This window comes from Paenibacillus sp. MY03, assembly GCF_002165585.1.
GTDB classification, from domain to species: domain Bacteria; phylum Bacillota; class Bacilli; order Paenibacillales; family Paenibacillaceae; genus Pristimantibacillus; species Pristimantibacillus agaridevorans.
This window is the reverse complement of record NZ_MXQD01000001.1, coordinates 326,092-351,186: the sequence shown is the minus strand read 5'-3', so window position 1 is coordinate 351,186 and position 25,095 is coordinate 326,092. Positions and strand designations below refer to the sequence as shown.

Annotated in this window: 14 protein-coding genes; 6 read left to right on the top strand and 8 right to left on the bottom strand. The window is 52.8% G+C overall.

Annotation, left to right across the window (positions count from 1 at the left end):
• Window positions 1–234: 234 nt before the first annotated feature.
• Both B1748_RS01090 and B1748_RS01085 read right to left on the bottom strand, forming a co-directional pair.
• Window positions 235–1,095, bottom strand: coding sequence for a sugar phosphate isomerase/epimerase family protein (locus tag B1748_RS01090; protein WP_087566010.1), 861 nt, complete (start codon window positions 1,093–1,095; stop codon window positions 235–237).
• Window positions 1,092–2,150: a Gfo/Idh/MocA family protein gene (locus tag B1748_RS01085; protein ID WP_087566009.1), complete on the bottom strand. Its 1,059-nt coding sequence runs from the start codon at window positions 2,148–2,150 to the stop codon at window positions 1,092–1,094. Before B1748_RS01085 ends, B1748_RS01090 begins: the two co-directional genes overlap by 4 nt.
• A 345-nt stretch (window positions 2,151–2,495) precedes the next feature.
• Between B1748_RS01085 and B1748_RS01080 the strand changes: the two genes are divergently transcribed.
• Entirely contained in the window at window positions 2,496–3,374 is an 879-nt protein-coding gene (locus B1748_RS01080; RefSeq protein ID WP_087566008.1) for an AraC family transcriptional regulator, read from the top strand.
• Window positions 3,375–3,721: 347 nt separating this feature from the next.
• On the opposite strand, the gene B1748_RS01075 is transcribed toward B1748_RS01080, so the two are convergent.
• The 6 genes from B1748_RS01075 to thrC form a co-directional block, all read right to left on the bottom strand.
• Window positions 3,722–5,239 (bottom strand): ABC transporter substrate-binding protein, encoded by a 1,518-nt coding sequence (locus B1748_RS01075; protein ID WP_087566007.1) that lies wholly within the window; start codon window positions 5,237–5,239, stop codon window positions 3,722–3,724.
• 41 nt (window positions 5,240–5,280) lie between these two features.
• Entirely contained in the window at window positions 5,281–6,177 is an 897-nt protein-coding gene (locus B1748_RS01070; protein ID WP_087566006.1) for a carbohydrate ABC transporter permease, read from the bottom strand.
• A gap of 16 nt (window positions 6,178–6,193) precedes the next feature.
• Window positions 6,194–7,108, bottom strand: coding sequence for an ABC transporter permease (locus B1748_RS01065; RefSeq protein ID WP_087566005.1), 915 nt, complete (start codon window positions 7,106–7,108; stop codon window positions 6,194–6,196).
• A 320-nt stretch (window positions 7,109–7,428) separates the two neighbouring features.
• Window positions 7,429–13,179 carry an Ig-like domain-containing protein gene (locus B1748_RS01060; RefSeq protein WP_087566004.1) on the bottom strand — a complete coding sequence of 1,917 codons (5,751 nt, stop codon included), beginning with the start codon at window positions 13,177–13,179 and terminating at the stop codon, window positions 7,429–7,431.
• Between the two features lie 151 nt (window positions 13,180–13,330).
• On the bottom strand, window positions 13,331–15,688 hold the full coding sequence (locus tag B1748_RS01055; RefSeq protein ID WP_087566003.1) for a helix-turn-helix domain-containing protein: 2,358 nt from the start codon (window positions 15,686–15,688) through the stop codon (window positions 13,331–13,333).
• Window positions 15,689–16,356: 668 nt separating this feature from the next.
• Window positions 16,357–17,754: a threonine synthase gene (gene thrC, locus B1748_RS01050; RefSeq protein WP_087566002.1), complete on the bottom strand. Its 1,398-nt coding sequence runs from the start codon at window positions 17,752–17,754 to the stop codon at window positions 16,357–16,359.
• A 223-nt stretch (window positions 17,755–17,977) separates the two neighbouring features.
• On the opposite strand from thrC, the gene B1748_RS01045 reads away from it, so the two are divergent.
• From B1748_RS01045 to B1748_RS01025, 5 genes are all read left to right on the top strand, one after another.
• Window positions 17,978–18,577 (top strand): DUF4358 domain-containing protein, encoded by a 600-nt coding sequence (locus B1748_RS01045; RefSeq protein ID WP_179215303.1) that lies wholly within the window; start codon window positions 17,978–17,980, stop codon window positions 18,575–18,577.
• A gap of 10 nt (window positions 18,578–18,587) precedes the next feature.
• Entirely contained in the window at window positions 18,588–20,075 is a 1,488-nt protein-coding gene (locus B1748_RS01040; protein ID WP_087566000.1) for an MBOAT family O-acyltransferase, read from the top strand.
• 44 nt (window positions 20,076–20,119) lie between these two features.
• Entirely contained in the window at window positions 20,120–21,283 is a 1,164-nt protein-coding gene (locus B1748_RS01035; RefSeq protein ID WP_087565999.1) for a DHHW family protein, read from the top strand.
• A gap of 484 nt (window positions 21,284–21,767) precedes the next feature.
• Window positions 21,768–23,516, top strand: coding sequence for an alpha-glycosidase (locus B1748_RS01030; protein ID WP_087565998.1), 1,749 nt, complete (start codon window positions 21,768–21,770; stop codon window positions 23,514–23,516).
• A gap of 279 nt (window positions 23,517–23,795) precedes the next feature.
• Window positions 23,796–25,037: a sugar phosphate nucleotidyltransferase gene (locus B1748_RS01025; protein ID WP_087565997.1), complete on the top strand. Its 1,242-nt coding sequence runs from the start codon at window positions 23,796–23,798 to the stop codon at window positions 25,035–25,037.
• Window positions 25,038–25,095 lie beyond the last annotated feature (58 nt).

Sequence of the window (25,095 nt, the reverse complement as noted above, 5' to 3'; positions counted from 1 at the left end):
CCGATTCCCATTACGAAGTATGCCTAGAAGCTTACTCGACATCGAATATTGAACGCAACCGAACCTAAGCATATGCTTACGAAGTATGTTTCCTTCGGAAACATTGCAGGTGCTCACGTAGCTCTGCTACGCTCCGCTCCTCAGCTTCTAGTTGCCTTCAATCTTCTCGGTACTGATAACCGAACTTTTTGAACACCGACTTTTAATAATAGTTCAAAATTTCTATACTATCTTTTAAACAATTTCGTTCCATATACGTCTGACATTGTCGAGCGCAATCTTCGTTCCATTGCGGCATTCTTCCATGCCTTCGAACTCGATGGAAATAAAGCCGTCGTAGCCGCTGCGTTTTACGATGCTTAACACGCCAGGTATGTCGATGTCGCCTTGGCCTGCGATCGCGCCGCGCAGATATTGGCCCCCCGTTGACTTGAACCAGCCTTCTCCGGGATTGCGATTTGCCGGACGAACATAAAAGTCCTTAACGTGAACCATCGACGCTAAGCCGATGTTATTTGCCACCGCCGTCAAAGGATTCTCGTCCGCGCACAAAAAGTTGCCTACATCGAGCGTCGTGCGGAAGTTGTCCCTTCCAACCGAATGGACTAGCGCCTGTACACGGTCGCTATGTTGGATGAAATAACCATGGTTCTCCACGCTTGTCGTAATGCCGAAGCCCGCTGCGTAATCCGCGATCGTTTGGCAAGCTTGCGTCAATTGCGGAAGCTGCGCCAGAAAATTGCCGATGGACAGATCCTTGGAGGAAGCGACGTCATGGCGCATCCGCTTGATGCCAAGCGCCGCGCATACGTCGACTTCCCGCTTGACCCGCTCGATCTCGTCTTCGAATTCCGCGCCACTCTTGTCCGCAAAGTTCGCGCCGATCGCGTAACTGGACAGCTCCAGCCCGTTTGCGGCAGCCGCGTCACGGATCGTTTCGATCTGCGACGGATCTTCGATCATGCTGAAGCCAAGCGGCACGATCTCCACATGCTCGGCTCCGATGCTGGCAATGTAGTCGATGACGCCAGTTAACGAGAGCTCGCCCGAGGAGAATGCCCTGTGCAGGCTGTATGTGCTTACTCCCAGCTTCATAGTCTCACCTCAGCGCCTTTTTCCGCCGATTCGTAGATGCCGCATAGAATCTTCATCATTTCGACGCCGTCTTCGACCGGACTGATCGGCTGCGTACCGTTCTTAACATTTTCGACGAAGTGGTTGATCTCGTTCTGGAAAGCCGCCTCGAATCCAAAGCCCTTATGATCCGTCTGCGGGATCACGTTGACGATACGGTTGTTGATCTCCGTCACAAACGTTGTTTCCGGCTCGATCTCCATGCCGCCTTTGTCGCCATACAAGCGAATCGCTGTCTCGTCCTGCTTTCCGTGGAGCGTAAAGCTGACGTCAACCATCAGGGAAGCTCCATTTTCGAAACGGATGAGCGCGTTGGCCATATCTTCGACGGTGTTTTTGCTTGCATCGTAGTCTGCTGCTTTATAGAAGGACAGATCCTGGACATTGGAGCGGTTGCCCAGCTTGCGATAAGTGTTTGCGCTGACGGAAACCGCCTTCGGACGGCCCATCATATACCAGCAAATATCGATGGCGTGGACGCCGATGTCGATCAACGGGCCGCCGCCGGAACGTTCGATATCCGAGAACCAGCCGCCGGGATTGCCGAGACGGCGCAATATCGACGCTTTCGCATAATAGATTTCACCCAGTCGCCCATCTTCGACGAGCGAGCGAAGCAACTGGCCGTTGGGATCATAGCGGCGTACATAACCGATTTGCAGAATTTTTCCTGTCTCCTCTACCGCCTTCTGAATGTTAAGCGCTTCTTCAACAGAGCGGCAGAGCGGTTTCTCCACCAGCACGTGCTTGCCTGCGCGAACCGCCGCGATGCTGATCTCCGCGTGCGTATTGTTCCAGGTGCAGATGCTGACGGCTTCCACGCCGGGATCCGCGAGCAGATCGTTGTAATCCGTATATACTTTGACCGCGCCGTATTTCTCCGCTGTTTCCTTGGCGCGCGCCTCGTTCAGATCACATACCGCGTAGATGGTTGCGTCCGGATTGTTTTTATAAGCATTCAAATGCAACGATGAGATTGAGCCGGTTCCGATAACGCCGATTTGTACAGTTGACATATCCGATCTCTCCTTGTCATTTCAAAAATACGGGGGTGTAAATTCCCGTTAGCCTTTGGCATGTATACACTTCCGTATTATAATGGAATAAGCCATGTAAGCCATGCAAAGCCGTGCGGATTATTTGTACATTTGTGCTCTAAGAGGTTGTTCAAAAAGTCCGCTTCCCATTACGAAGTCATCCAAGTAGAATACTCGACGTCGAATATTGAATGCAGCCGAACCTTCCAGTGCTCACGTAGCTTCCACTACGCTCCGCTCCTCAGGTTCTAGCTTCATCCAATCTTCTTGGTACTGATAACCGAACTTTTTGAACTCGTACTTTAACAAACTGGAGGAGAGCGGATGACCGATTCATTCGATAATTTCGAGAATTTGCGCGAACCCATGAGCATGCCGGATCCCCGGTTCCCGATCAAAGTGCATCGCACCCACTTCGAACACGCGGACACGACGCTCTTTGCGCACCACTGGCACGCGCATCTGGAATTCCATTACATCGAAGCCGGCGAAGCCGTTATGGAGTGCGGCACGACGGCCTATGAGGTTCAGCCGGGCGATCTGATCGTCGTCAACAGCAACGAACTGCATCATGGAGTAAGCAGGTCGTCCGATTTGTTCTACTATGCCCTAATCGTGGATACTTCGCTCTTGCACAGCCAATTCGAGGACGCCGCCGATACGAAGTTTATCGCGCCTATTATTCAGAACCGCATCCTGTTCCGCAACCATATCAGGGGCAACGCGGAGTTGAACGCATGTGTCCTATCCATCGCGCATGAGCTTAAGACCCGCTCCTTCGGCTTCGAGCTTGCGGTCAAATCGGAGCTGTACCGCCTGTTGACGCTGCTGATGAGAGGGCATGTCGCAAGTGTACTCACCAAAGATGAATATGCGGAGCGGATGAAGAACATCGAACGCTTCGAGCCTGTTCTGCACTATATCGATCTCCACTTCAAGGAACCGCTTGGCGTCGAGCTGCTCTCCGAGATTGCCGGGCTGAGCCGCTTCCACTTTAGCCGGGTATTCAAGCAATTGACGGGACGTACCGTTACCGAATACGTAACGGCAACCCGCCTCGACAAGGCGGAATACATGCTTCGCCATTCGCCCCTGACCATATCCGAGATTGCGGCCGCGACGGGGTTCAACGACATCTTCTACTTCAGCCGCACGTTTAAAAAACATAAAAAACAATCGCCGTCGAGGCTCAGGGACGTCTGATGGGATCGCGCCTGAAAACCAGCCTCTCTGCACATTTGTGCATTTCTCCCCAATTTCTCAAACAAACGGAGCCCCTGCGCAGCAAATTGTACGAAAATACACAAATTCTCGCTTCCTATCTTCGAGCGGGATCTCTTGGAACCAATATTTGTGTATATATGTACAAATGTACGAATAACTTGCTCTTCCCTCATCTTAATTGTGTATTTTTGCTCAATTATTGTCCCGTTTGCGTAAGTTCCCAAGCCCGAAAACTTTTACATTCTAAAAAAAGGGGCTGCATCACCCACAGGTGATTACATCCCCTTTTATTTAAACCTATAGAAATCAGTAATACCGGATGCCAATTACTTCTTCACATTCTCAGCTACCCAAGCATCCAACTGCTTCTGCAGTTCCGCTTGAACCTTCTCGGCGCCGGCGTTTCTCAGCTTCTCCAGGTACTCCGGCAAATATTTGTCGGGATCCACCGTACCGGTCATCAGAAGCGGCTGATATTCCGCCTTTACCGCCATCACGTTGGCGTATTCCGCCTTGACGTTGGTGTCGTCGAATGCAAAGCCGAAGGTCGGCTGCACAAACGCCGATTCGTTAAGCTTTTTCGTTTCCTCCCAAGTGTCCGCCGCCTGTCCCTCGACCAGATAGCCGTTGAATACGTTGCCGAACACCCAGTTCTGGGCTCTGTATCCGGCATTGGCGCCGATCTTGACCGTATTGTCCTCCACCTTCTCGTAATGCTTCCCTTCAATTCCGAAGCTAAGCAGGTTATACAGTTCCGGATCGTTGTTAACCAGCTCGATCAGCATCATCGCGCGATCCGGGTTTGCGGACGTACGGCTTATCGCGGTCAGTGTCGTAATATTGGAGGTGCGGCGAGTCGTCGCTTCCGTAAGCGGGATGCCGATCACGTCGTACCCTCCGTTGGAGGCTTTTTTCTCCGCTTCGTAACCCGGCTTCATGGCGCTTTCCAGACCGGTCGCGTACTTGCCGTTGTAGATGGAGTCGATCTGCTTAACCGTCGATGCGTCGTCGTTGATGTAGCCTTTTTCGAACCAGCCGCGCATCAGCTCCACGAAGCTTTTATACTCCGGCGTTTGCTCCAGCCAGTTGCTCTGGAACGTATCGTCGCCGATCCGAACGCCGCTGTCGTCGAAGCCGTACATAAACGGTTCGAACACGGTGCCAGGACCTGTCAGCATTAAAGGCACGATGCCCTTTTCGTTTTCCTTCACCTGCTTCAGGAACGGTTCCAGATCTTCCAGCCTCTTGACGCTGCTCGTATCGAAACCGTATTTGTCCACCAGATCCTTACGCAGGCTTACGCCATAACGCGATGTGATCGTCTGATAGTTCGGCACCGCGTAGATCTCGCCCTGATACTTGGTAGCGTCCCATGTAAATGAAGGGATGGCTTTCTTCGTTTCTGGCGCATGTTTTTCCAGCAGCTCATCCAGCGGGATAAATGCGCCTTTCTTTACGTTTTCGTCGTAATTGAACGCCCAGTTGGCGGTCCAGACCAAATCGAATTTTTCGCCTGCGGCGCTCGCCGTATTCAACTTTGTCGTATAGCTGCCGAAATCGACCGGCCGCAGCTTTACGGTTGCATTGATTTTTTCCTTCACGATTTTATTGACTTCGTCTTCGATCAGCTTCTGGTCCGGCGATACTTGCGATACCCCGTAATACCAGATCAGCTCCACTTCTGACAAGCTGTCGTCCTCGCCGCCTGCGCTTCCGTTGTTGCTCGGCTGGGCTGTCTCCCCGCCATTGCCCGCCGGTTTGTTTCCTTGACCGCCGCCGCTGCAAGCTCCCAGCAGCAGGGCCGCGCACAATAGCAGCATCGACACATATTTCATCTTTGTCATGGTTATTCCCCCTGATTTTAATTAAACCATTTCAGTGCCAGTTAGCCCTTTAACGAGCCGACCGTCATTCCCTGCACAAAGTATCTTTGGAAAAAAGGAAACACGAACATCATCGGTCCGGCGACCATGACGACCAGCGCCATCCGCACGGATTCGTTCGGGAACTGGCTCATGTCGATGCCAAGCCCCTGAATGTATTCGCTGTTGTTGCGAAGGAAATCCAGCGTGTTCATAATTCGCACCAACAGCAGCTGCAGCGGCACCCTTCGGTCATCATCGATAAAGAGCAATGCGTTAAACCATTCGTTCCAATAGTTGAACGCGATAAACAGTCCCAGAGTGGCAAGAGCCGGCGTGGACAACGGCAGGATGATCCGGAAGAAGATCCGCCATTCGCCGGCACCGTCCATCTTGGCCGACTCTATGATTTCATACGGGATTTTGCTCATGAAACCTTTCATGATCAACACGTAGAAGGGTGACAGCAATCCAGGCAATATGATCGCCCATAACGAGTTCTTAAGGTGCAAATATTGCGTGACCAGAATATAAAACGGCACCAGCCCGCCCGAAAACATCATCGGAATAAACACGAATACCGTCAGCGGAGAGCGCAGCGCGTAGTCTCTTCTGGATATCACGTAGCCGATTATGCTCGTCAGAAGAATGCTGAGCAGCGTGCCCGCGAGCGTAATGAACAAAGTGTTGCCGTACGCCCGAAGAATGACCATCGGCGTCTGCAGCAAATATTCGTACGCAAGCGTGCTGAACCGGCTGGGAAGAAATGAATAGCCGAATGACGCCAGCGCGCTTTCATCCGTCAGCGAGACGGAGACGATCAGAATGAACGGTGCGACTATGAGCATGGACAGGACGATAAAAAAAGCGTTAAAAAAGATATTGGCCATGCCGCCGCGTCGATTTGCGTAAATTTCCATCGGTCGTTCCCCTATCCTACCATAACGAGTTTTCTTCGCTTATTTTTCGAACCGTATAATTGGCCCCCACCACGAGCAGCAGCCCGACCACGGACTGATACAGGCCGACGGCCGTAGCCATTGGGATATCGCCGCTGACGCTGAGCGCCCGGTACACGAACGTATCGATAATATCGGTGGTGTTGTACAGCAGAGGCGAATTGTTCGAGACAAAGAAGTGCAGGCCGAAATCGCCCCGGATCATGTTGCCGATCGCCATGATCATCAGAATAATGATAAGCGGTGATAGCATCGGAATCGTGATCTTGCGGGCCATCTGGAATCGGGACGCCCCGTCCATCTTCGCCGCCTCGTAATAGGACGGATCGATGGCCACAATGCCCGCGTAATAGACAAGCGCCGAGAAGCCGATCGATTTCCACAAATGAGCCAAGGTCAGGATGAGAGGCCAATAGTTGGCTTCCAGATACCAGCGGACCCTGTCAAGGCCGATAGATTCGTACAAGCGGTTTAGAAACCCGTAATCGTGGCTCAGGAACATTTGCGCCAGAAACATAACGACGACCCAGGAGACGAAAGTGGGCAAAAACATCGTGGTCTGATAATATTTGCTCCACTTCCGCGATATCTCGTTGAGTAAAATGGCCACGATCAGCGCACCGAGCGTGGTGACGACCCAGAACCATAGACTGTACAGCACCGTATTGCGGGTCACGATAAACGCCTTTTCGGAAATAAAGAAAAATTTAAAGTTATCGAAGCCCGCCCAGTCGCTGCCCAAAATGCCCTTGTCGTACCTGTAGTTTTTGAACGCGATAATCGCGCCGAACATCGTCAAATAACTGAAAACAAAAATGTACAGGACCGACGGGAGAGCGAGCAAGCTGAGCTCTCTGTCTCCCTTGCCGAAACGGAACCGGCTTTTTTTCATAGTTGTTCACCTCCTTATCCATGATGGGTCGCAGTGCCGTCTTGTCACACATCATGGCATAAGGAGGGGGTAAAGATAAATCTTAAAATGGATACAAAATATCAATTATCGTACCAATTTTTAAGCAAAATGATGAATATAATGTATGTTCAAAAAGTTCGGTTATCAGTACCGAGAAGATTGGATGAAACTAGAACCTGAGGAGCGGAGCGTAGTGGAAGCTACGTGAGCACCGGAAGGTTCGGTTGCATTCAATATTCGACGTCGAGTAAGCTTCCAGAATTACTTCGTAATGGGAAGCGGACTTTTTGAACAACCTCTTATAATAGCTTCAGCAGATTATAAACGACCTGTGCGGTTTCATCCCGATCCGCGAGACGCTTTGGCTTGAATTCGCCGTCCGGGTAACCGGTCATCAGACCCAGTCCGATAACTTCGGAGATGGAAGTCCGCGCCCATTGCGACGCGGCCGTCAAGTCCTTCGGCCCGCTAGCGCCAGCTTCCACTCGGCTCTTGCCGGAGGCGTAGGCGTATGCCCTCAGCAGCATAACCGCCATTTCCTCCCGCGTAATCCGTTCGTTTGGCGCAAAGACATCCTCCTGACGTCCGGATACCAGCTTAACCTCGTAGGCAGCCGCAATCACTTCCGCATGCCAGTCGGACGGCCGTACATCCCGGAACGGCAACTCCGCCGTTCCTTCGCTCTGCAGTCCTAACGTCCGTACGAGCAATGCCGCAAATTCCGCCCTTGTCGTCGTTCCGTCAGGATCAAAACGATCTTCCGACTTCCCGGTGACGATGTGCCTCGCGGCCAGCGCCTTGACGGCGCCGTTCGCCCAATGTCCAGACGGCATGTCGGCAAAGGCCGCTTCGTATTCCATCACGGCGTATACGCTAAAGTGCGGCAGCTCGGCAGACAGCGTCCGGCTGGCCGGATCGAACTCGCCTCCGACATACTCCCATTTTCCTGCTTGATTTTCATAATAGATACCCAGCCATTCCTCATTGACGTCAACGCCGGATGGCTTAACCGTGTATGCCAACGGAATCGGCTCAGGGAAGTCCGATAGATAGCGTGGCTCCTCGCCGTCCACCAGCGCAAGCAGTTCAAGCCGGTACGGAATTTCGACCATTTTGTAGCTTGCAGAAGGTTTCGACGCAACGTTCTCTTTGGTCAGTGGAACCATCTTGATCGCCAGCTTGGCATTCCGCGGCTGCTCCTCCGCGAGCTTCCTGAGAAGCTCCGGCTCGAAGGTAAGCTTCAGCTCCCCGGACCTTACCTCAATCGGATGCTCGAGCAACTTTAGAATCTCTTGCGACAAAATCACGCCGTGCTGACCGGGCTCCAGCTCGAAAGCAAGGATGCCGTCCCCGCTCCCCGAGGTCAGATCGCTCTCGCGGACAACGACCAACTCTTCGTCCGGTTCAGGCTTGGGCGTTACGATAGGGCCGGTTCCCGTTCCAGGGTTGGTCCCCGGGTCGGTGCCAGGGTCCGTTCCAGGGTCGGGCTTGCGCGACGGTTTCAGCTCGATGGCGTCTTCCGCTCCCGCATAGTTGTATACATTGAGGTAGCCTTCGGATGGAATCGGGTTGGCCGGATCGGTGTCCAGTACGTTAAGTACAGCCTTCCCGTCCACCTTCAGGATAAACCGGATGCCACCTTCGACATTGATGGCCCCGATTTCGATCAGATGCTCTTGATTGGGCAACACTGAAGTATTCGGGATAATGTCCACCATCGTCTGTCCCGGCTTCCACGTCTGGAATTCGATCATATCCTCCTTGATGACGACCAGATATCCCTGATTGCCATTGACCCAAGTTGGATCCCCGGTCCGAACCGATCGCAGCGCGAATCCGTACCAGCCGGTGTTGAAGTCGTCGATTTTCGCCTTGAAGGTAATCAATCCGCTGCCGAACTTCTCTCCTTCATAGCCGAATACGCCATCTCCGAATATACGAACCGTACCTTCGCCGAATTTTACCGCGTCCGCTGCCGTCCAGCCCTCCGTATCGCCGAGCTGGCGGTCCAGCTCAATAACGGGATAATCAGGGGCCGCTACCGTGACGACGATGGTGGCTTTAACATCCGCATTCTCGCGCGTTGCCGCCGTCACGACAGCCGTACCCGGCGATACGGCTTGGATCGTTCCGCTGCTGTCTACAGTGGCCGTCTCCGGATTGCCGGAGCTCCAGATCAGCTTCTTGTCCGTCGCGTCCGGCGGCGACACGGTTGCTTTCACTTTCACCTTTTCGCCCGGCTCCAGCGACAGCTCCTGCCGATCCGGCACAACCTCCGTAGCAGGCACCCGCGCCAGCTCGAAGACGATATCGTCGAGCTCCAGATAAGCGAAACCTTCTACATAGAAGCCGACTTGCCCGGTTGCATTGAAGTTCGGGTTTTCCCCTTGCAAGCGCAGCTCGCCGTCAACGAAAACGCTGATGTCCGCGCCTTGAGCAACCACCTTGATTTCGTAGTCCGTATTCGGCAGCAGATCGTCGCCCTCGAAGGTCGCCTCCTCCTGCGACTGCCACTCCGAATTCATAATCGACCAAGTGGAGCCTGTTCCGCTCTTCTTGTAGCTGATATATCCCCGCCCGCTCGCGCTATCGCGATCATACATGAGCAATGTCGCTCCGACCGGTATCTCTTCCGGCGTTCTGAGCTTGTAGGTCAGCTTGTAATTGGAGAAGTTGACGGGAGACTTGGTGCTGGCCCCGTCGACGAGGCGATACCAGTGATTGCCGTCGCCATCCTCCTCGATACTGTGATTGGCGTCAACAAGCCATCCGCCGCCGCCCGACTCGAAGTCGACGGCATGCAGCACATCCGATACGATAACCGTTGTTGCGGCGTACACATCCGGATTTTGAGCCGACCGCGCCGTGATGACCGCTTCTCCCCTGCCCGTCGCCGTTACGAAGCCGCTGTCGTCCACGGTCGCTACATCAGGGTTGCTTGAGGACCATAGCAACGATTTATTGGTGGCATCATCCGGCTTCACGACTGCGCGAAGCAGCTTTTGTCCTCCTTCGTTGAGATGCAATACATCCGTTTCAATCGCAATGCTCTCTACCGTTTTCCGCGGCAGCGAAAATTTTACGTCATCGAACCACAGATTCGCGATTTTATTCACATAGAAGCCGACCTTGCCGGACCCGCTATGTGCCGGATTCTGACCCTCGATGACCAGTACGTCGTTCACATAAACGCTGATCGACGAACCCTGGGCCACCACGCGGACATCATAGATCGTATTCGGTTTCATGAACCCGCCTGCGACCGTTTCCTCTTTTAACGTCTGCCATTGCGCATTGTAAATAATCCAAGTCGAATCCGTCGCCGTTTGGCGATATTGGATATACCCGCTTCCTTTATCGCCGTTGCGATCGTACATGATCAGTTCAGCACCGTCCGGAATCGTCTCCGGCGTCTTGAGCCGGTATTCCAGCACATAATCGGAGAACAGGCGTGGATGCTGCGAGTTCGCTCCGTTAACAATGTAATACCAATGGTTGTTCTCTTCATCCTTCACCATGCCGCGATTGGCATCGACCGGCCAATCGTTGCTGCCCGACTCGAAGTCGGTAAAGTGCATGACGCCGTCGCCTTCGGTCACCGTAACGACGGTCTCATCCTTCAATTCCGGATTAGCCGAAGACACGACCGTAATGACAGTAACGCCTGGCTTTAGCCCGGACACCCGGCCGTTTCCATCCACCGCCGCAACCTCAATGTCGCTGCTGCTGTACGTGACGGCGGCATTGTTCGCGTTCCATGGCACCACCTCGGCCCGGAGCGACGCCGTCTTGCCGATTTCCATCGTCAGATTGTCCGTTGGCAAGTAAACGCCCGATACGGCGATAGAGTCTTCCCCATGGGGGAGCCCTACTTTGCCTTGCGTACCGATCTGCTCGAACGGAATGGCCTCGAATTCCGGAATCTGCTTTAACACTTCCGCATCCGGCTTCAGACTGAAATCTCCCGCCGCCAGATCGACAAAGCCGGGATCGACGTTAGCCACCCAATTGTCCTTATGGTTCAACAGATTGTTTATATCGCGTACACCATGCTCGTTTGTCTGGGTCGAACGTGGGAGCGTCGGATTATAAATGACATTGCGTTCGAAGTTATTCGTCGTCGGTTGATGACGATCCTCATCGAAAAACTTCAGAAGCTCGGGATACTTTTCCGCATAAGGCGTGCCGATAAAGTTGTTGTTTTCCTCGAATAGCTTCTCCCATACGGGCATATAATCCCGGTCGACCCTGTTGCCCGGCTCCTTGCTCATAAACATCTCATAGTTGTCGTAAGGAACATACGTATCTACAAAAATATTGTTGGAGGTATAGATATAGGCGCCGGTACCGCTTTTGATCGCGCTGTTCCCCATCTTGTAGAAAATGTTGCCTTCGATGGTCAGATCCATCGTCATATTGTCGGGATAAACGCCCTCGACGCCATGCAGATTCTCCCCGATATGATGGAAGTAGTTGTGCCTGACGATCGTTCCTCTCTCCTCGGGATCCATGCCTGCGTTCATGTAGATCGCGCCCAGGTCCTGGAATTGCTTGCAGATGTCGTAGATGTTGTTGTATTCGATCAAATGGTCGTTGCCATACACGATGATGCCGGGATGAGGCGCGTCATGAATTTCGTTGCCGATCGCCTGGTTGCCGACGCCCGCGAACAGCACCCCGGGATTGTAAGCCTTGTGATAATAGGCAAAATCATGAATATGCGAATTTTCCACCCGGTTGTTGCCGGGCTCCAGCGTCTTCGTATCCCCGCCATGCAGGGTAACGGCCGTCCCTCCGACATGCCGGATATGCGTTGAGACGACGGCATGGTTGCGCCCGTCCAGTTCTCCTTCGATGCCGTCATAGGCGTAGCGGCCCGGCGAATTGATCAGCACGCCCCCGTTCGTGAAGTTGCTGATCTCGCTATTGGCGATAGTAATATCGCTGCCGCCGAGAATGACCGCCGCCGTATCGCGTCCGTATTCGAGCGCCAGCTCCTCAAACCGGATATGCGAAGCGCCGATCGCGCGTATCATCGTCTCCTTCAGCATCGTTACCGTGATATCGCCTTGTCCGTTTCGAAACGCAGCATTGGGCATCAAGTACAGGATTCCGTTTGTGCGATCAATGTAATATTCGCCGGGAGCGTCAAGCTCCTCGAGCAGATTTTGGGCAAAATGGAAATCCGGATACCAGTTCGTGAGCAGGCCCGACATTTCGCCGTATTGCAATGTCATTGTTTTTTTCGCCGTATCGATGGCCGCGACTTTGTTGTACGACCATTCCCAGCTGTAGCCGAAAATGCCGTCCAGCCAAATATCGTCCGCCTGGGACCAATACTTCGGCCTGTCGTGCGTATAAGCGAAGGTGCCTCCGCGCTTCTGCAGATCGGCATCGTCTACCGTCGGTCCCGGATCGATGATTTCTCCCATCTGCACGGTACCTTCGTTCGGCCAACGGGCAAGCGTCATCCCTTGTCCGTCGACGTACAGCTCCATTGGCGGCACGAGACTGACATCGTTTGCCTTCCAATAGCCGTGACGGCTCATCTGGCCGTAATCGGTAATGCCGAGCGAAGGCAGATTGACCTGCACCACTTTACCGCGCGCTTCTTCGTCGATGATCCGCCCAAGCACCTCTTGATCGCTGACGGGCTCGAAGCTTTCGTGATCCAGCTCCTTGCCGCCCGTCAGACGAACCGTTTCTCCAGGGTAGGAACGGTACACGATCGGGGAATCGGCCGTTCCCGAATCCTCCTCTCCCAGCTCGAACGTCGCGTTTCGCTCGTAGACGCCTTCCCGCAAATAAACGGTAATGCCTCCGGCGGGAAGCCCTCCATCGTTTTTCATAGTTCTGATTGCATCCCGCGCCCCTTCGAGCGTAAGCAGCGGATCGTCCTCCGTCCCGCTATTGGAATCGCTTCCAAACGTCGAAACAAATAAAGCCGCCCCCTCCATCTGCTCTGCCTGGTCTGCTTGCGCGATTGCGACGGGCATGCCCATCGCGAGCATGCACACAATCAGCCAAGCCGACAAATACTTCTTTGCCACAGTCTTCACCCTTTCGCATGGTTCATATTGGTCTGCGACATTATTGTGGCAAAGGGAGGCGGCGAACGAAATCACAAAATCGACGAAACGTCCTTACTTTTGTTTCGTTTTTTGTCAATTGTTCCAATTTTCATAACTGAAACAAGATTTTTTATTTGCCGAGCGCCGCATTCAGGCGGTATTCCTTGGGCGTAACCCCGTATTTTTTCTTAAACAGGGTAATAAAATAGCTTGCGTTGTTAAAGCCCAGACAATCGGCGATTTCCTTTACGTTATAGCTGCTGCCAATCAACAGCTCGCACGCTTTGTCCAAACGATAGCCGTTTAAATAATCGCCGACGGACCCTCCTTCGTATTGCTTGAAGATCCGGCCCACGTACGCAGGAGACATCTTTAGGTAGGCCGCGATGGACTGCAAGCTCAGATTGATGTCCGAATAGTTGTTTTCGATAAACTCCTTAATGGTATCCACGATTATCAGGTTCCGGTCCTCCTTGAGATGGGACGGATCCTCCTCGCACAGCTGCTGCAGGAAATGTCCGATGATCTCGCGCATTGCGGTCAATGACTCGGCTTTGATCACCTTCTGATTCATATTTTGCAGCTCGACCGAATTGGCGTAAGAGGCGAACGCCGGCTCGCGCATGATTGCCTTGACAAGCAGCACGACCTGAATGGCGGCGTACGTCATGTAATCGTAATGAATGGACGCAATCAGCTCGAAAACCCGCGACAAATGTTTGTCAATGGCATCAGCATCCTTCGTCCGGATGCTGTCGGCCAGCTTTCTCTCCAGCTCCGCAGGCAGGGTAAAATCGCTTCGCTCCATATTGCCCCGCACGTCGTCGGGTGTAATGATCGTCTCCGGTCCCAATGCGAGACGATACAAAAGCTGCTGCACGGTCCATTCGTAGACCTGCGTTAGCTCCTTGTAATCCTCGACCGCATCGCTGACGGCCGCCGAGAAGGTTCGCTGGCGGTAAAATTGCTTGAAGATTCGCCGGGCCTCCGCCAGCAGTTGCGTTAAAGCGGGTTGGTCGGCCTCCCCTTCCATAACACGGATGATGACTACAATATATTCGTTGTTCATATCGACTACCCGGTTCGAATAATGCCGAGCGACCGTCTCCTCCACAATGTTGCATGCCGCGAACCGATACAGTTTCTCTTGCGTAACGGATTCCGGCGTTTTTTTGTCCGTTATAGGCTGCTCCAGAGAGAGAACGGCCAATTGCCACACGGTTGCGCCATCTCCTCCCGCCTCAAACAGTCCCGGGCTCGCTTCGGCGCAATGATGCAGCTCCTCGCCGGTCATGGAGCGGCTGTCGGTCAACCATCGCCGCAAATAATAATCGCTGACAATTTGCTTCTTGCCGCTTTCCTCGCGATTGGCCTGACGCAGCTTATCGAGCGTAAGCCGATACACGTCGGATATAAAGCTCATTTCGTCATGGCTGCCCGACTCCGACTCGTCCGTCCGCACATCATTGCGATGGAACAATTCGAACAGCTTCCCGATCGGGCGATACAGCCGGCTTGTAATGACCAGCGACAGGATGAAGCTTGCGACCAGAAAAACGACAATGAGCGCCAGCGTAATATCGCGCAGCGTCTCCGCCTTGCCCATGACCTTCTCGTAAGGCAAAATGTTCATGACCTTTAATTCGCTTACATCCATGTTCATTTCCGAAATGACGTATTTCCTTCCCTCGATTTTCTGAATCGAGAAGTCATGCGTCGAGTTTCCCGCCGAATGGACCATACGCTCCAGAAGCCGCTGCACATCGGCGGCATACGGCGAGCCAATCCCCTCCGTCTGCAGCAGCTTCCCCTGCTCGTCGAGAAGCACCATGCCGTCGCTATTGTCCGTTACATTATCCAGACTCTTAATATTATCGAAGATCCACTGAGGTCTAATATTAACGATGACGGCGTTCGGCAACTGGCCGCTTCCCGCATGATTCTCGGTCAGTATAAACGAGAAGAGATCCACGTCAGGACTGCTCTCGTCCAGCTTGAAAGGAATCAGCTTGGCATCCGCATATCTCCCCATCGATTCCAGCTGCTTCGTCAGCCGTTCCTGCAGTTCTGTCCAGTTAGTGCGGCTCCATGCGCCCGATCCTCCGCTGTAAAATTTTCGCTCCGCACCGTTAACAACGACGATGGAATCAATAAACGAGGTAGAATCCGCCAGCGTGTCCATCTTCCGAATCGTCTGGAACTTCATCACCGGCTCCGGGACCGCCGCATTCATCAGATAGACGATGTTGGGATCCATGCTTGCCGTTATCCCGATGTTGCGTACGATATCCGTAATATAAGTAATGTTGTGTTTGATTTGCGCCAACACTTTGCGGCTGGAATCCTTCTGCGTCTGCAGAATGATCTGCTGGGAGTAGAGGTAGAACGACACCGCCGCGATAACGAGCAGCCCAGCCATGGATAAGTTGACATAGAAAAAAATCCGCTGTAAATACTTCCGGTTAGCCATGGTTCGAATGATATGCATAGTCCGACAACTCCGCTCCGGTGGATTCGGCAGGCGTGCGAGCGAGCGGATGAACGCTCACGAATGTCGCTTCGCGCAGGGAACAGCCGATTATGTCAGAGTGTACCCTCCCCTGGCAAGCCAGGTCAAGGCGGAACGCAGCATTTTATAACAATGTACGGAATTTGGTATGGAGGATGCTTATGCGCCAATGCCTGCTGCCTTGTTATTCAACGGCGTACAATATCGTTCAATGGGACATTCTACTCATAGAACATCAACCTCCTTACGGGAGATTGAACATCGAAATTATGCAGGATTGCAAGGGCAAACCAAGATCAGGTTGAGGCAAAAAACAAAGGGAAAACCTCCCTCTTTTTCTCCACCCTCGCCTCACTTCAGAACAATAACGGGAAATGCTCCCACTAATCCACGCAAATACGGAACCTGTCACATATTTCGAAGCATATAAAGGGAGGATTTCCCTTTAATACCACGAATTTAGGCTTTTTCGCGAGAATAGAGGGAGCTTTTCCCTCTATCTATCCATTCCATTATTCCTATATTGGGTATCCTAACCACAAACGGAAAAAACCGCCCATCCAGGCGAAAAGCCAAGACGGGCGGTCATTTGCAACATCCGCAATTAAGCGGGTGCGATTAAGTGATGCGTGTGTGCCGAGGATGCGTTACGCGTTATAAAATTGAACGAGTTCCTTCGTCACGTCCTCCAGCTTGCCGTCAACGAATGTCTGACGCTGCGGCTTTTCGAACAAGACTCGAATCTCGGCCGGGAACTTCTGTTCAATGCCGCAGAGACGGATCGCCTCGTCGAATTTCGCGGGATGCGCAGTAGCCAGCGCAATCGTCATATCGCCCTCTTCGCTGCAGCGATCCGCCGCGGATACGCCGCAAGCGGTATGCGGATCCAGCAGGTAGTCGTGCTTGGCCTGGTAATCGGAGATCGTGTCGAGACATTCTTGACCGCCGACGCCGTGCGCCGCGAATTCCGCCTGCACCTTAAGATGCGCTCCTTCGGGAATGCTGATCTCGCCTTCTATCTTGAATTGGTTCATCAGACGTTCCACTTCGGCCGCGTTCTCGTCAAGGACGTAATACAGATAACGCTCGAAGTTGCTCGCTACCTGAATATCCATGGACGGGCTGTACGTCATGCGGAAGTCGCCCGGCATATAGACGCCCTCGTGGATGAACCGCTCCAGAATATTGTTTTCGTTTGTCGCCAGAATGAGCTTGCCTACCGGCAATCCCATCCGCTTCGCTACGTAACCGGCAAAGATATCGCCGAAATTGCCCGTTGGCACGCTGAAGTTGACCGGCTCCCACTTGCCTGTTGCCTTCGATACCTGGAAGTAAGAGTAGAAATAATAGACCGTTTGCGCCAGTATGCGCACGAAGTTAATGGAGTTGATGGCCGCCAGATGATTGGCCGACTTGAAATCCAAATCCGCGAACAGCTCCTTGATCATACGCTGGCAATCGTCGAAGTTGCCCTCGACCGACAGATTCAGCACGTTGTCGTCCTGTACGGTCGTCATCTGAAGCTCCTGTACTTTGCTGACCTTGCCTGTCGGGTGCAAAATACAAATTTTGATGCCTTCCTTACCCTTCACGCCTTCGATGGCGGAAGCGCCGGTGTCGCCGGAAGTAGCGCCCAGTATATGAATTTTTTTGCCTGTTTGGTTTGCGACATAGGAATAGAACTGACCCATGAATTGCAGCGCGATATCCTTGAAGGCGAACGTCGGTCCATGGAACAGCTCGAGCAAGTACAGATCGTCGCGGATGCGGCGAACAGGCGTCACTTCCGGATGGCGGAATGTGCCATAGCTCGCGGCGATCATCGCCTTAAGATCCGCTTCGGGAATTTCTCCGTTGGTGTAGTGCGAGAAGATCGCGAACACCAGCTCCTGGTAGCTGAGCGATTGCCACTCTTTCAGCGTTGCTTCGGAGATGACGGGAATCTCGCTTGGAACAAGCAGACCTCCGTCGTCCGCGAGTCCCATCATAAATGCTTCGATAAATCCGATTTTGCCAATCTTGCCTCTAGTGCTGATATACTCCATTGTCGTCCTCCTACTTGCCGGCGCACCATGCGCGGAATAGCTCTTTTATGCATTCTATCACAGATGGGACGTGATCCGCGACCCCTTGATGCATCTCGCCTGCACTGTAGCAAAAAAATCCATCCGGCAACCTTCTTGCAACATTCCGGGAAAGGGTACCGTCTGTAGCGGTGTGCACGCAATATTATGTCAACAAATTACAACTACCAAGGAGATGGACACAATGAAGAAAAAAAGAATACTGAATATGCTGATGATTCTCGCCATGGGAGCCGCGCTCGCGGCTTGCGGCGCGGACAACAATAAGGGAAATGCCGAGCCTACCAATACGGTCGCTCCAACCGAGACAGTCGCTCCTACAGAGACGCCGGATGCCGGCAACGGAGCCGGTTCGGAGAACGGCAATGGCGGTGAAGAGGGCGGAGAACCTGCAAAAGAAGGCACTTCGCGCTACGTGATGGACTCTCTGGTTAACAAAGCCGATCGCCCCGCGTTTATTGAACCGGACGCTGCGATGTTAAAAGACATGTACCACCTCGACGAGGCTTTGTTCCAGGACTACGTCGTGCTGATGCCTATGATGAATATTTCCACGACGGAGTTTGCCGTCTTTCAGGTGAAGGACGCCAAGGACATTCCGACGGTTGAGGAAGGCATCAAGAAACGCGCGGAAGCGGTGCAAAAGTCGTTCGAGCAGTATCTTCCGGATCAATACGAAAACGCCAAAAACTATAAGCTCGTGACCAAAGGAAACTTCGTTATGTTCGTCATTGCCGAGGACGCGGCCGATGTAGCCGACAAATTCGAAGAAACCGTGAAGTAATACCTCCGTTATGGTATTCAGCAGCCTGCTGTTCCTGATTCTGTTCCTGCCCGTCGTTCTGATCTTGTACTACTTGTCGCCCCGGCGAATTAAAAATCTGATGTTGTTCCTTGCGAGCCTCGTGTTTTATGCATGGGGCGAGCCCATCTACATCGCGCTTATGCTGTTTTCCACGCTGACTGACTACCTGTTTGGCCTGCTGCTGGATAGGAAAGGCATGAGCGGCAAAGGCCGGAAAGCCGTGCTGATCGCGTCCGTTATCGTCAACCTGGGCGTGCTCGGTTTCTTCAAATATGCCGATTTCCTCATCGCGAACGTAAACGCCGTGCTCGGCACGGCCATTCCGCCGACCGACCTGCCGTTGCCGATCGGCATATCGTTTTATACGTTTCAATCGATGAGCTACATTATCGATGTTTATCGCAGAGATAGTAAAGCCCAGCGCAATTGGATCGATTTCGCGACGTTCGTCTCGCTGTTTCCTCAACTTGTTGCCGGGCCGATCGTGCGCTACAACACGATTGCCGAGCAGCTGAAAGATCGCCGCGTCGACGCCCATATGTTCGCAGAAGGCGTGAGGAGATTCTGCATCGGATTGGCCAAGAAGGTGCTGCTCGCCAACAATATCGGTCTTCTCTGGAACGAGGTGTCCGCGGCCGACAGCTTGTCCGGTCTTCCCGTATTGACCGCGTGGCTGGGTATCATCGCGTTTGCTTTCCAGATTTATTATGACTTCAGCGGATATTCCGATATGGCGATCGGTCTGGGACTGATGTTCGGCTTCCGCTTCAACGAAAACTTTAACAAGCCGTACACGGCGGTCAACATGACCGACTTTTGGCGGCGCTGGCATATTTCCCTCGGCACCTGGTTCCGCGAATACGTCTACATCCCGCTGGGCGGCAACCGAAAAGGAATGACGAAGCAGCTTCGCAACATTTTGATCGTGTGGCTGCTGACGGGCATCTGGCATGGCGCAAGCTGGAACTTCCTGCTGTGGGGACTGTACTTCGGAGTCATTTTGATCGCCGAGAAGCTGTTTTTGCTTCGCTTGCTTGCGCGGCTGCCGCGCTCAATCCGCCATTTGTACGCTGTGTTGCTCATTTTGATCGGCTGGGTTCTGTTCGCTTTCGAGAATATCGGAGACGTTGCTGCTTATATAAGCGCCATGTTCGGGGGGAACGGCATTTGGTTCGATCGTCACAGCATCTATTTACTGTATACGAATGCCATTTTGCTTCTCTTGCTTGTGATGGGCTCGCTGGAATGGCGGGGGTTGATTCGTTCCGTCCAGGCGCGCCTGAAAGGTGGAATTCAAAACCGTTCGGTTGCAGATGATATAACTGGCAGCGATGGGACTCGGAAAGCTGGCAGCGGCAAATCCGCATCCGTAGTGCTCCCTTTGCTCGGTTTTGGCTGGCATGCGGTTTTGCTGCTGATGTCCGTCGCCTATCTCGTCGATGCTACATTTAATCCGTTTCTTTATTTCCGATTTTAGAGGTTGTTTTTTGAACATGTACTTTTAGCTTGGAGGCCTCATCTATGTCCGGCAAATGGATTGATCGCATATATATCGGGGGTTTTCTTGCGCTGCTCATCGGATTGCTGCTGTTTTTTATCTTCGAGCCGAAGACGATATTCTCCGAGCTTGAGAATCGCAAGCTTCAGGAGAATCCGGAGTTTTCCTGGAGCCGGATTTGGTCTCAGCAATTCGCCAAGGATGCGGAGCTGTACGTGACCGATCATTTCCCGTTCCGAGCCGAGTTTATCGCAACGAAGTCCCTGCTGGAGCAGACACGGCTGCAGAAGGAGAACAACGGCATTTTCCTGGGAGAGGACGGATATTTGTTCGAAAAGTTCGGGAAACCCGACTTGGATGAGTTAGGCTCCTACGTAGACGCGATAAACAAATTCGCCGCCAACCATCCCGAAGCGCGGCTCTCCTTCCTGCTTGCACCCAATTCCGTGGGCATGTACCCGAATCGTTTGCCCTGGATGGCCGAGGCGTATTCTCAGCGGGAAGTCAATATGTGGATCGGCGGGAAGATCGGCGGCGGATTGACGTTTCTCGACGGCTTCGCTTTTCTGGACCATGCGGATACTGGGAGTAAACAAGACGATCGCCAGCTATTCTACCGCACCGACCATCACTGGACGACATACGGCGCTTATCTGGCATATCGGGCGTATGCCGAATCATTAGGCTGGGAGCCTCTCGCGGAAGAGGATTTTCATATCCGCACTGTCTCCGACTCGTTCCTGGGCAGCTATCATACGAAGGGGCAATACGGCGGCCTGCGGCCCGACACCATCGAAATATACGAGCCTAAAAATCCCGTGGCGTCCGAGATGCACATCGTCGATACCGATGAAACAAGAGACAGCCTGTACGACGACAGCTACTTGAGCAAAAAAGACAAATACAGCTACTTTCAAGGCGGCGTCCACGCGCTGGTTACGGTAACAAACGAGATTGCATCCGAGGATGCCGATCTGGAGAAGCTGCTGATCGTAAAGGACTCCTACGCGCACAGCATGCTGCCGTTCCTGACAAATCACGTAAAGGAAATCCATATGGTCGACATCCGCTATTACAACGGCAACATCGGCGATTATATGGAGGAGAACGGCATCCAGAACGCACTTTTCCTCTTCAACACTTCAACATTCGTTCAGGAACGGAATTTGCTGAAGCTGAAGTATTGAGTCAAGGCTGCTCTTTTAATGAGAATTAGAACATTCTAGTCGGAGACTCCGCCTCAGCTGCCAACGAAAACCGCGCACTGTTGGCGTAGTGAAGTTCGATCAAGACAACATCAACCTACAACAGCCCAATATTCAATCCCACATCGCGATGAATAAAGAGAATTCAAAGGAACATGAAGTAACAGGAGACAATAGCTTATTAAAACTTATTAAGACAAGAAAGTAGCCGGCTGACGACCGGCTGCTTTTTTTGTCGTTCAGGAAATGACGCGACTCCCAGACTTGGGAACAAAGGTTGAAAATCTAATAAACACCAGCGACGCTATTTGACGGTCGACCGGAGTAGGATGTATCAACATCAAATGTTTAATAACGATGGAAACAAGTGTAGTAACTTACAAAGGCCATGAGGGGGCGATTTATCCCATCGTTCTTTTAGCGCACCTTTTGAAACATAAGAGTAAAGAGAAAAGGAGCTGACCCCGTGCAATTAGAGAGCATCTACCATTCCCCCAGCCACAGATGGGCGTATGCCTATGATCCCGAGACGTTCCATTTGCGTCTTAAAACCAAACGTAATGATGTCGAGCGAGTTGTTGCGATTGCTGGGGATAAATACGACTGGGATCATCATTGCCAGGAAATCGAAATGGACCACATCGCCGCGGATGGCCTGCATGATTATTGGGAGGCCGTCATCCGGCCGGAATTTAAACGATTCAGCTACGGATTCCGTCTGCACAGCGGCGAGGAGACGATCTGGCTGACGGAAGAAGGCTTCTCTTCCGAGCAGCCTGCGCCTGCCGGCGGGTATTTCGAAGGGCATTACATCCATGCCATCGATCTGTTTGACGCCCCCCAATGGGCCAAGGAAGCCATTTTCTATCAGATCTTTCCCGATCGTTTCGAAAATGGAGACGCGTCCAACGATCCGGAAGGCACCTTGCCTTGGGGAGAAAAGCCGGAGAGAGATTCCTTTTTTGGAGGGGATCTTCAGGGCATCGTCAATCACATCGGCCACTTAAGCGAGCTGGGCGTAAACGCCGTTTATCTGACGCCGATCTTCCGCTCCCCCTCGAATCATAAATATGACACCACCGATTACCGCGAGGTTGATCCGCAGTTCGGAGACAAAGAGCTGCTTAAGAAGCTGGTCCAGCAATGCCACGAGCGCGGCATCCGCGTCGTATTGGACGCCGTTTTTAATCATGCAAGCGAACAGTTTCTCCCGTTTCAGGATGTCCTGGAGAAAGGCGAGCAGTCGGAATACAAGGACTGGTTCCATCTGGGCGGATTCCCGGTTGAAGTAAAAGATGGCGTGCCGAACTATGACACGTTTGGTTTCTACGGCCATATGCCAAAGCTGAATACAGCAAATCCCGACGTCAAACAGTTCTTGATCGAAACAGCTGTCAAGTGGATAAAAGATACGGGGATCGACGGCTGGCGGCTCGATGTCGCCAATGAAGTGGACCATCGCTTCTGGCGAGACTTCCGCAAAGCGGTCAAAGGGGCGAACAAGGACGCTTTTATTATAGGCGAAATCTGGAGCGATTCGCTGCGCTGGCTGCTCGGCGACCAGTTCGATTCGGTCATGAACTATCCATTGACGGAGCTGATGCTGGGCTTTTTCGCCGATCGAAAGCTCTCTTCCGCCCAATTTGCGGAACATGCGAACAAGCTCCAGATGCGATATCCGCAGCAAACCAATGAAACGCTGTTCAATCTGTTGTCGAGTCATGACATTCCGCGTTTGATGACCCGCTGCGAGGGCAATGTCGGGCGAGTAAAACAAGCCGTCGTCTATATGATGACCACCATGGGCTTGCCTTGCGTGTATTACGGCGACGAGTTTGGATTGGACGGAGGCGACGACCCCGATTGCCGCAAATGCATGATCTGGAACGAGGAAGACCAGAACCGGGACCTATTTGACTTCTACAAATTGATCATCGCGCTAAGAAAAGAACATGCCGTCCTGCGCAGCGGCCGTTTCCGCGTATTGTCTGCACAAGCTGACGGCGGCTCTCTTATTTACGAACGGCTGGACGACAATGAGCACTTTACGGTATGGATCAACCGTTCGGATGAATTCGTCGAGCTTCAACACCCCATGATCGAAGGCGGATGGCAGGATGCATTAACCGGCGAGGGGATCGACAATCCGGACGGCAAGCTGGTCATCGGACTTGAGCCGAATGGATACCGGATCGTATGGCGGAAGATCAAATAGCGCAGCGATCAAACAACGAGCTTGTTTCAAATACAGGTAATGACGTGTAAGTAATGGTTACCAATACAAATTGACGAGGGCGTGTCTGAATACTCCGAGGGGAGCAGATTTTGCCGAATTTTCGTTCCATGCAAGGAACTTTTGTGAAGGCGTACCGGGGGTACGTCAAGCAAAAGTGACGAAGCAGGGGGCGGAAAGGCGGTGAAAGATGCCCCTGAGCGGGTTTTCAGACACGACCTAGCGATACCTACCCAAATAATAAGCTTGGAGGACGAGATAATGACACAAATGGTTTGTATGGCCATGCTCCTGGCAGGCGGCGAGGGCAAACGGCTGGCACCGCTTACCGCTTCACTCGCTAAACCGGTTGTACCGTTTGGAGAACGGTATCGGATGATCGATTTTCCGCTAAGCAACTGTTTGAACTCGGGCATTCGCAGGATCGGAGTTTTGACCCAATATTGCGCCGACACGGTTCACCGCCATATCGGAGATGGTGGCGCTTGGCTTAATGCTATACCGACCAAGCATCTGGGCGAAATTGCGATGCTGCCGGCTTCCGATCATTCTCCGAGCGGCTGTTACACAGGAACTGCCGACGCGATTTATCGTACCTTATCCTATATCGAGCCCCGCAATCCGCAACATGTTCTCATTTTGTCGGGCGACCATATTTATCAAATGGATTACCGCCCCATGCTGGAGGCGCATATCCGCAGCGGGGCTTCTGCTACAGTAGCGGTTAAACGGGTGCCCTGGCATGAAGCAAGCCGCTTCGGCATTCTAAATGTAAACGATGATTACGGCGTCGTTGAGTTCGAAGAGAAACCCGCCCGTCCAAGAAGCAACCTGGCTTCTATGGGCATCTATTTATTTCGTACGGACAAGCTGAAGGAAGTGCTGGAGCAGGATGCATCCAACCCGGCTTCCAGCCATGATTTCGGCAAGGATATTATACCGAAGCTGCTGGAGGATGGCGACAACCTGAACGCGTATCCTTATGAAGGCTACTGGCGCGATGTCGGTACGGTAGACAGCTTGTGGGAAGCCCACATGGAGCTGATCGACGGCACGCTCCGGTTGTCAAAGTCTCATTGGCCGCTTCTCTCGGGCTACGCGCCGGCTTCCGCCCGCCGCGACCGCCGCAACTGGACCGCGCCTCATGACTGCATCGTCGATCCTCATTGCCGGATGGAAGGCGCCGCGCAACGTTCGATTATGGGCACGGGTTCGGAAATCGGCAAAGGCAGTATTGTCTACGAAAGCGTCATTATGCCTGGCGCAAGGATTGGACGCAACGTTCGTATTCATAATGCGATTATCGGCGAAAACGCCGTCATCGAGGACGGCGCTGTCATCGGTGTTCCAAAGGGTGAAAAGATTGCCGTCGTTGGACCAGGAGAACGTGTAAGCGCGGAGCGCATAACGGTGCCTCAAAGCCGCGATACCTTTGCAGCATTACTCTCTGGCGCTGGACGCCGCGATCGCGAACTGCATGCGAGCAAAGCATTCAGCTATTAATACGGAACTTTTTCGCACACGCAATAACAAGCCAGCAAGACAGATCCAATTACAAAAG

Coding starts and splice junctions, on each gene's coding strand:
- B1748_RS01055 (WP_087566003.1), bottom strand. CDS start 15,688: ATGCATATCATTCGAACCATGGCTAACCGGAAGTATTTACAGCGGATT.
- B1748_RS01075 (WP_087566007.1), bottom strand. CDS start 5,239: ATGACAAAGATGAAATATGTGTCGATGCTGCTATTGTGCGCGGCCCTG.
- B1748_RS01025 (WP_087565997.1), top strand. CDS start 23,796: ATGACACAAATGGTTTGTATGGCCATGCTCCTGGCAGGCGGCGAGGGC.
- B1748_RS01090 (WP_087566010.1), bottom strand. CDS start 1,095: ATGAAGCTGGGAGTAAGCACATACAGCCTGCACAGGGCATTCTCCTCG.
- thrC (WP_087566002.1), bottom strand. CDS start 17,754: ATGGAGTATATCAGCACTAGAGGCAAGATTGGCAAAATCGGATTTATC.
- B1748_RS01040 (WP_087566000.1), top strand. CDS start 18,588: ATGGTATTCAGCAGCCTGCTGTTCCTGATTCTGTTCCTGCCCGTCGTT.
- B1748_RS01065 (WP_087566005.1), bottom strand. CDS start 7,108: ATGAAAAAAAGCCGGTTCCGTTTCGGCAAGGGAGACAGAGAGCTCAGC.
- B1748_RS01045 (WP_179215303.1), top strand. CDS start 17,978: ATGAAGAAAAAAAGAATACTGAATATGCTGATGATTCTCGCCATGGGA.
- B1748_RS01080 (WP_087566008.1), top strand. CDS start 2,496: ATGACCGATTCATTCGATAATTTCGAGAATTTGCGCGAACCCATGAGC.
- B1748_RS01085 (WP_087566009.1), bottom strand. CDS start 2,150: ATGTCAACTGTACAAATCGGCGTTATCGGAACCGGCTCAATCTCATCG.
- B1748_RS01070 (WP_087566006.1), bottom strand. CDS start 6,177: ATGGAAATTTACGCAAATCGACGCGGCGGCATGGCCAATATCTTTTTT.
- B1748_RS01035 (WP_087565999.1), top strand. CDS start 20,120: ATGTCCGGCAAATGGATTGATCGCATATATATCGGGGGTTTTCTTGCG.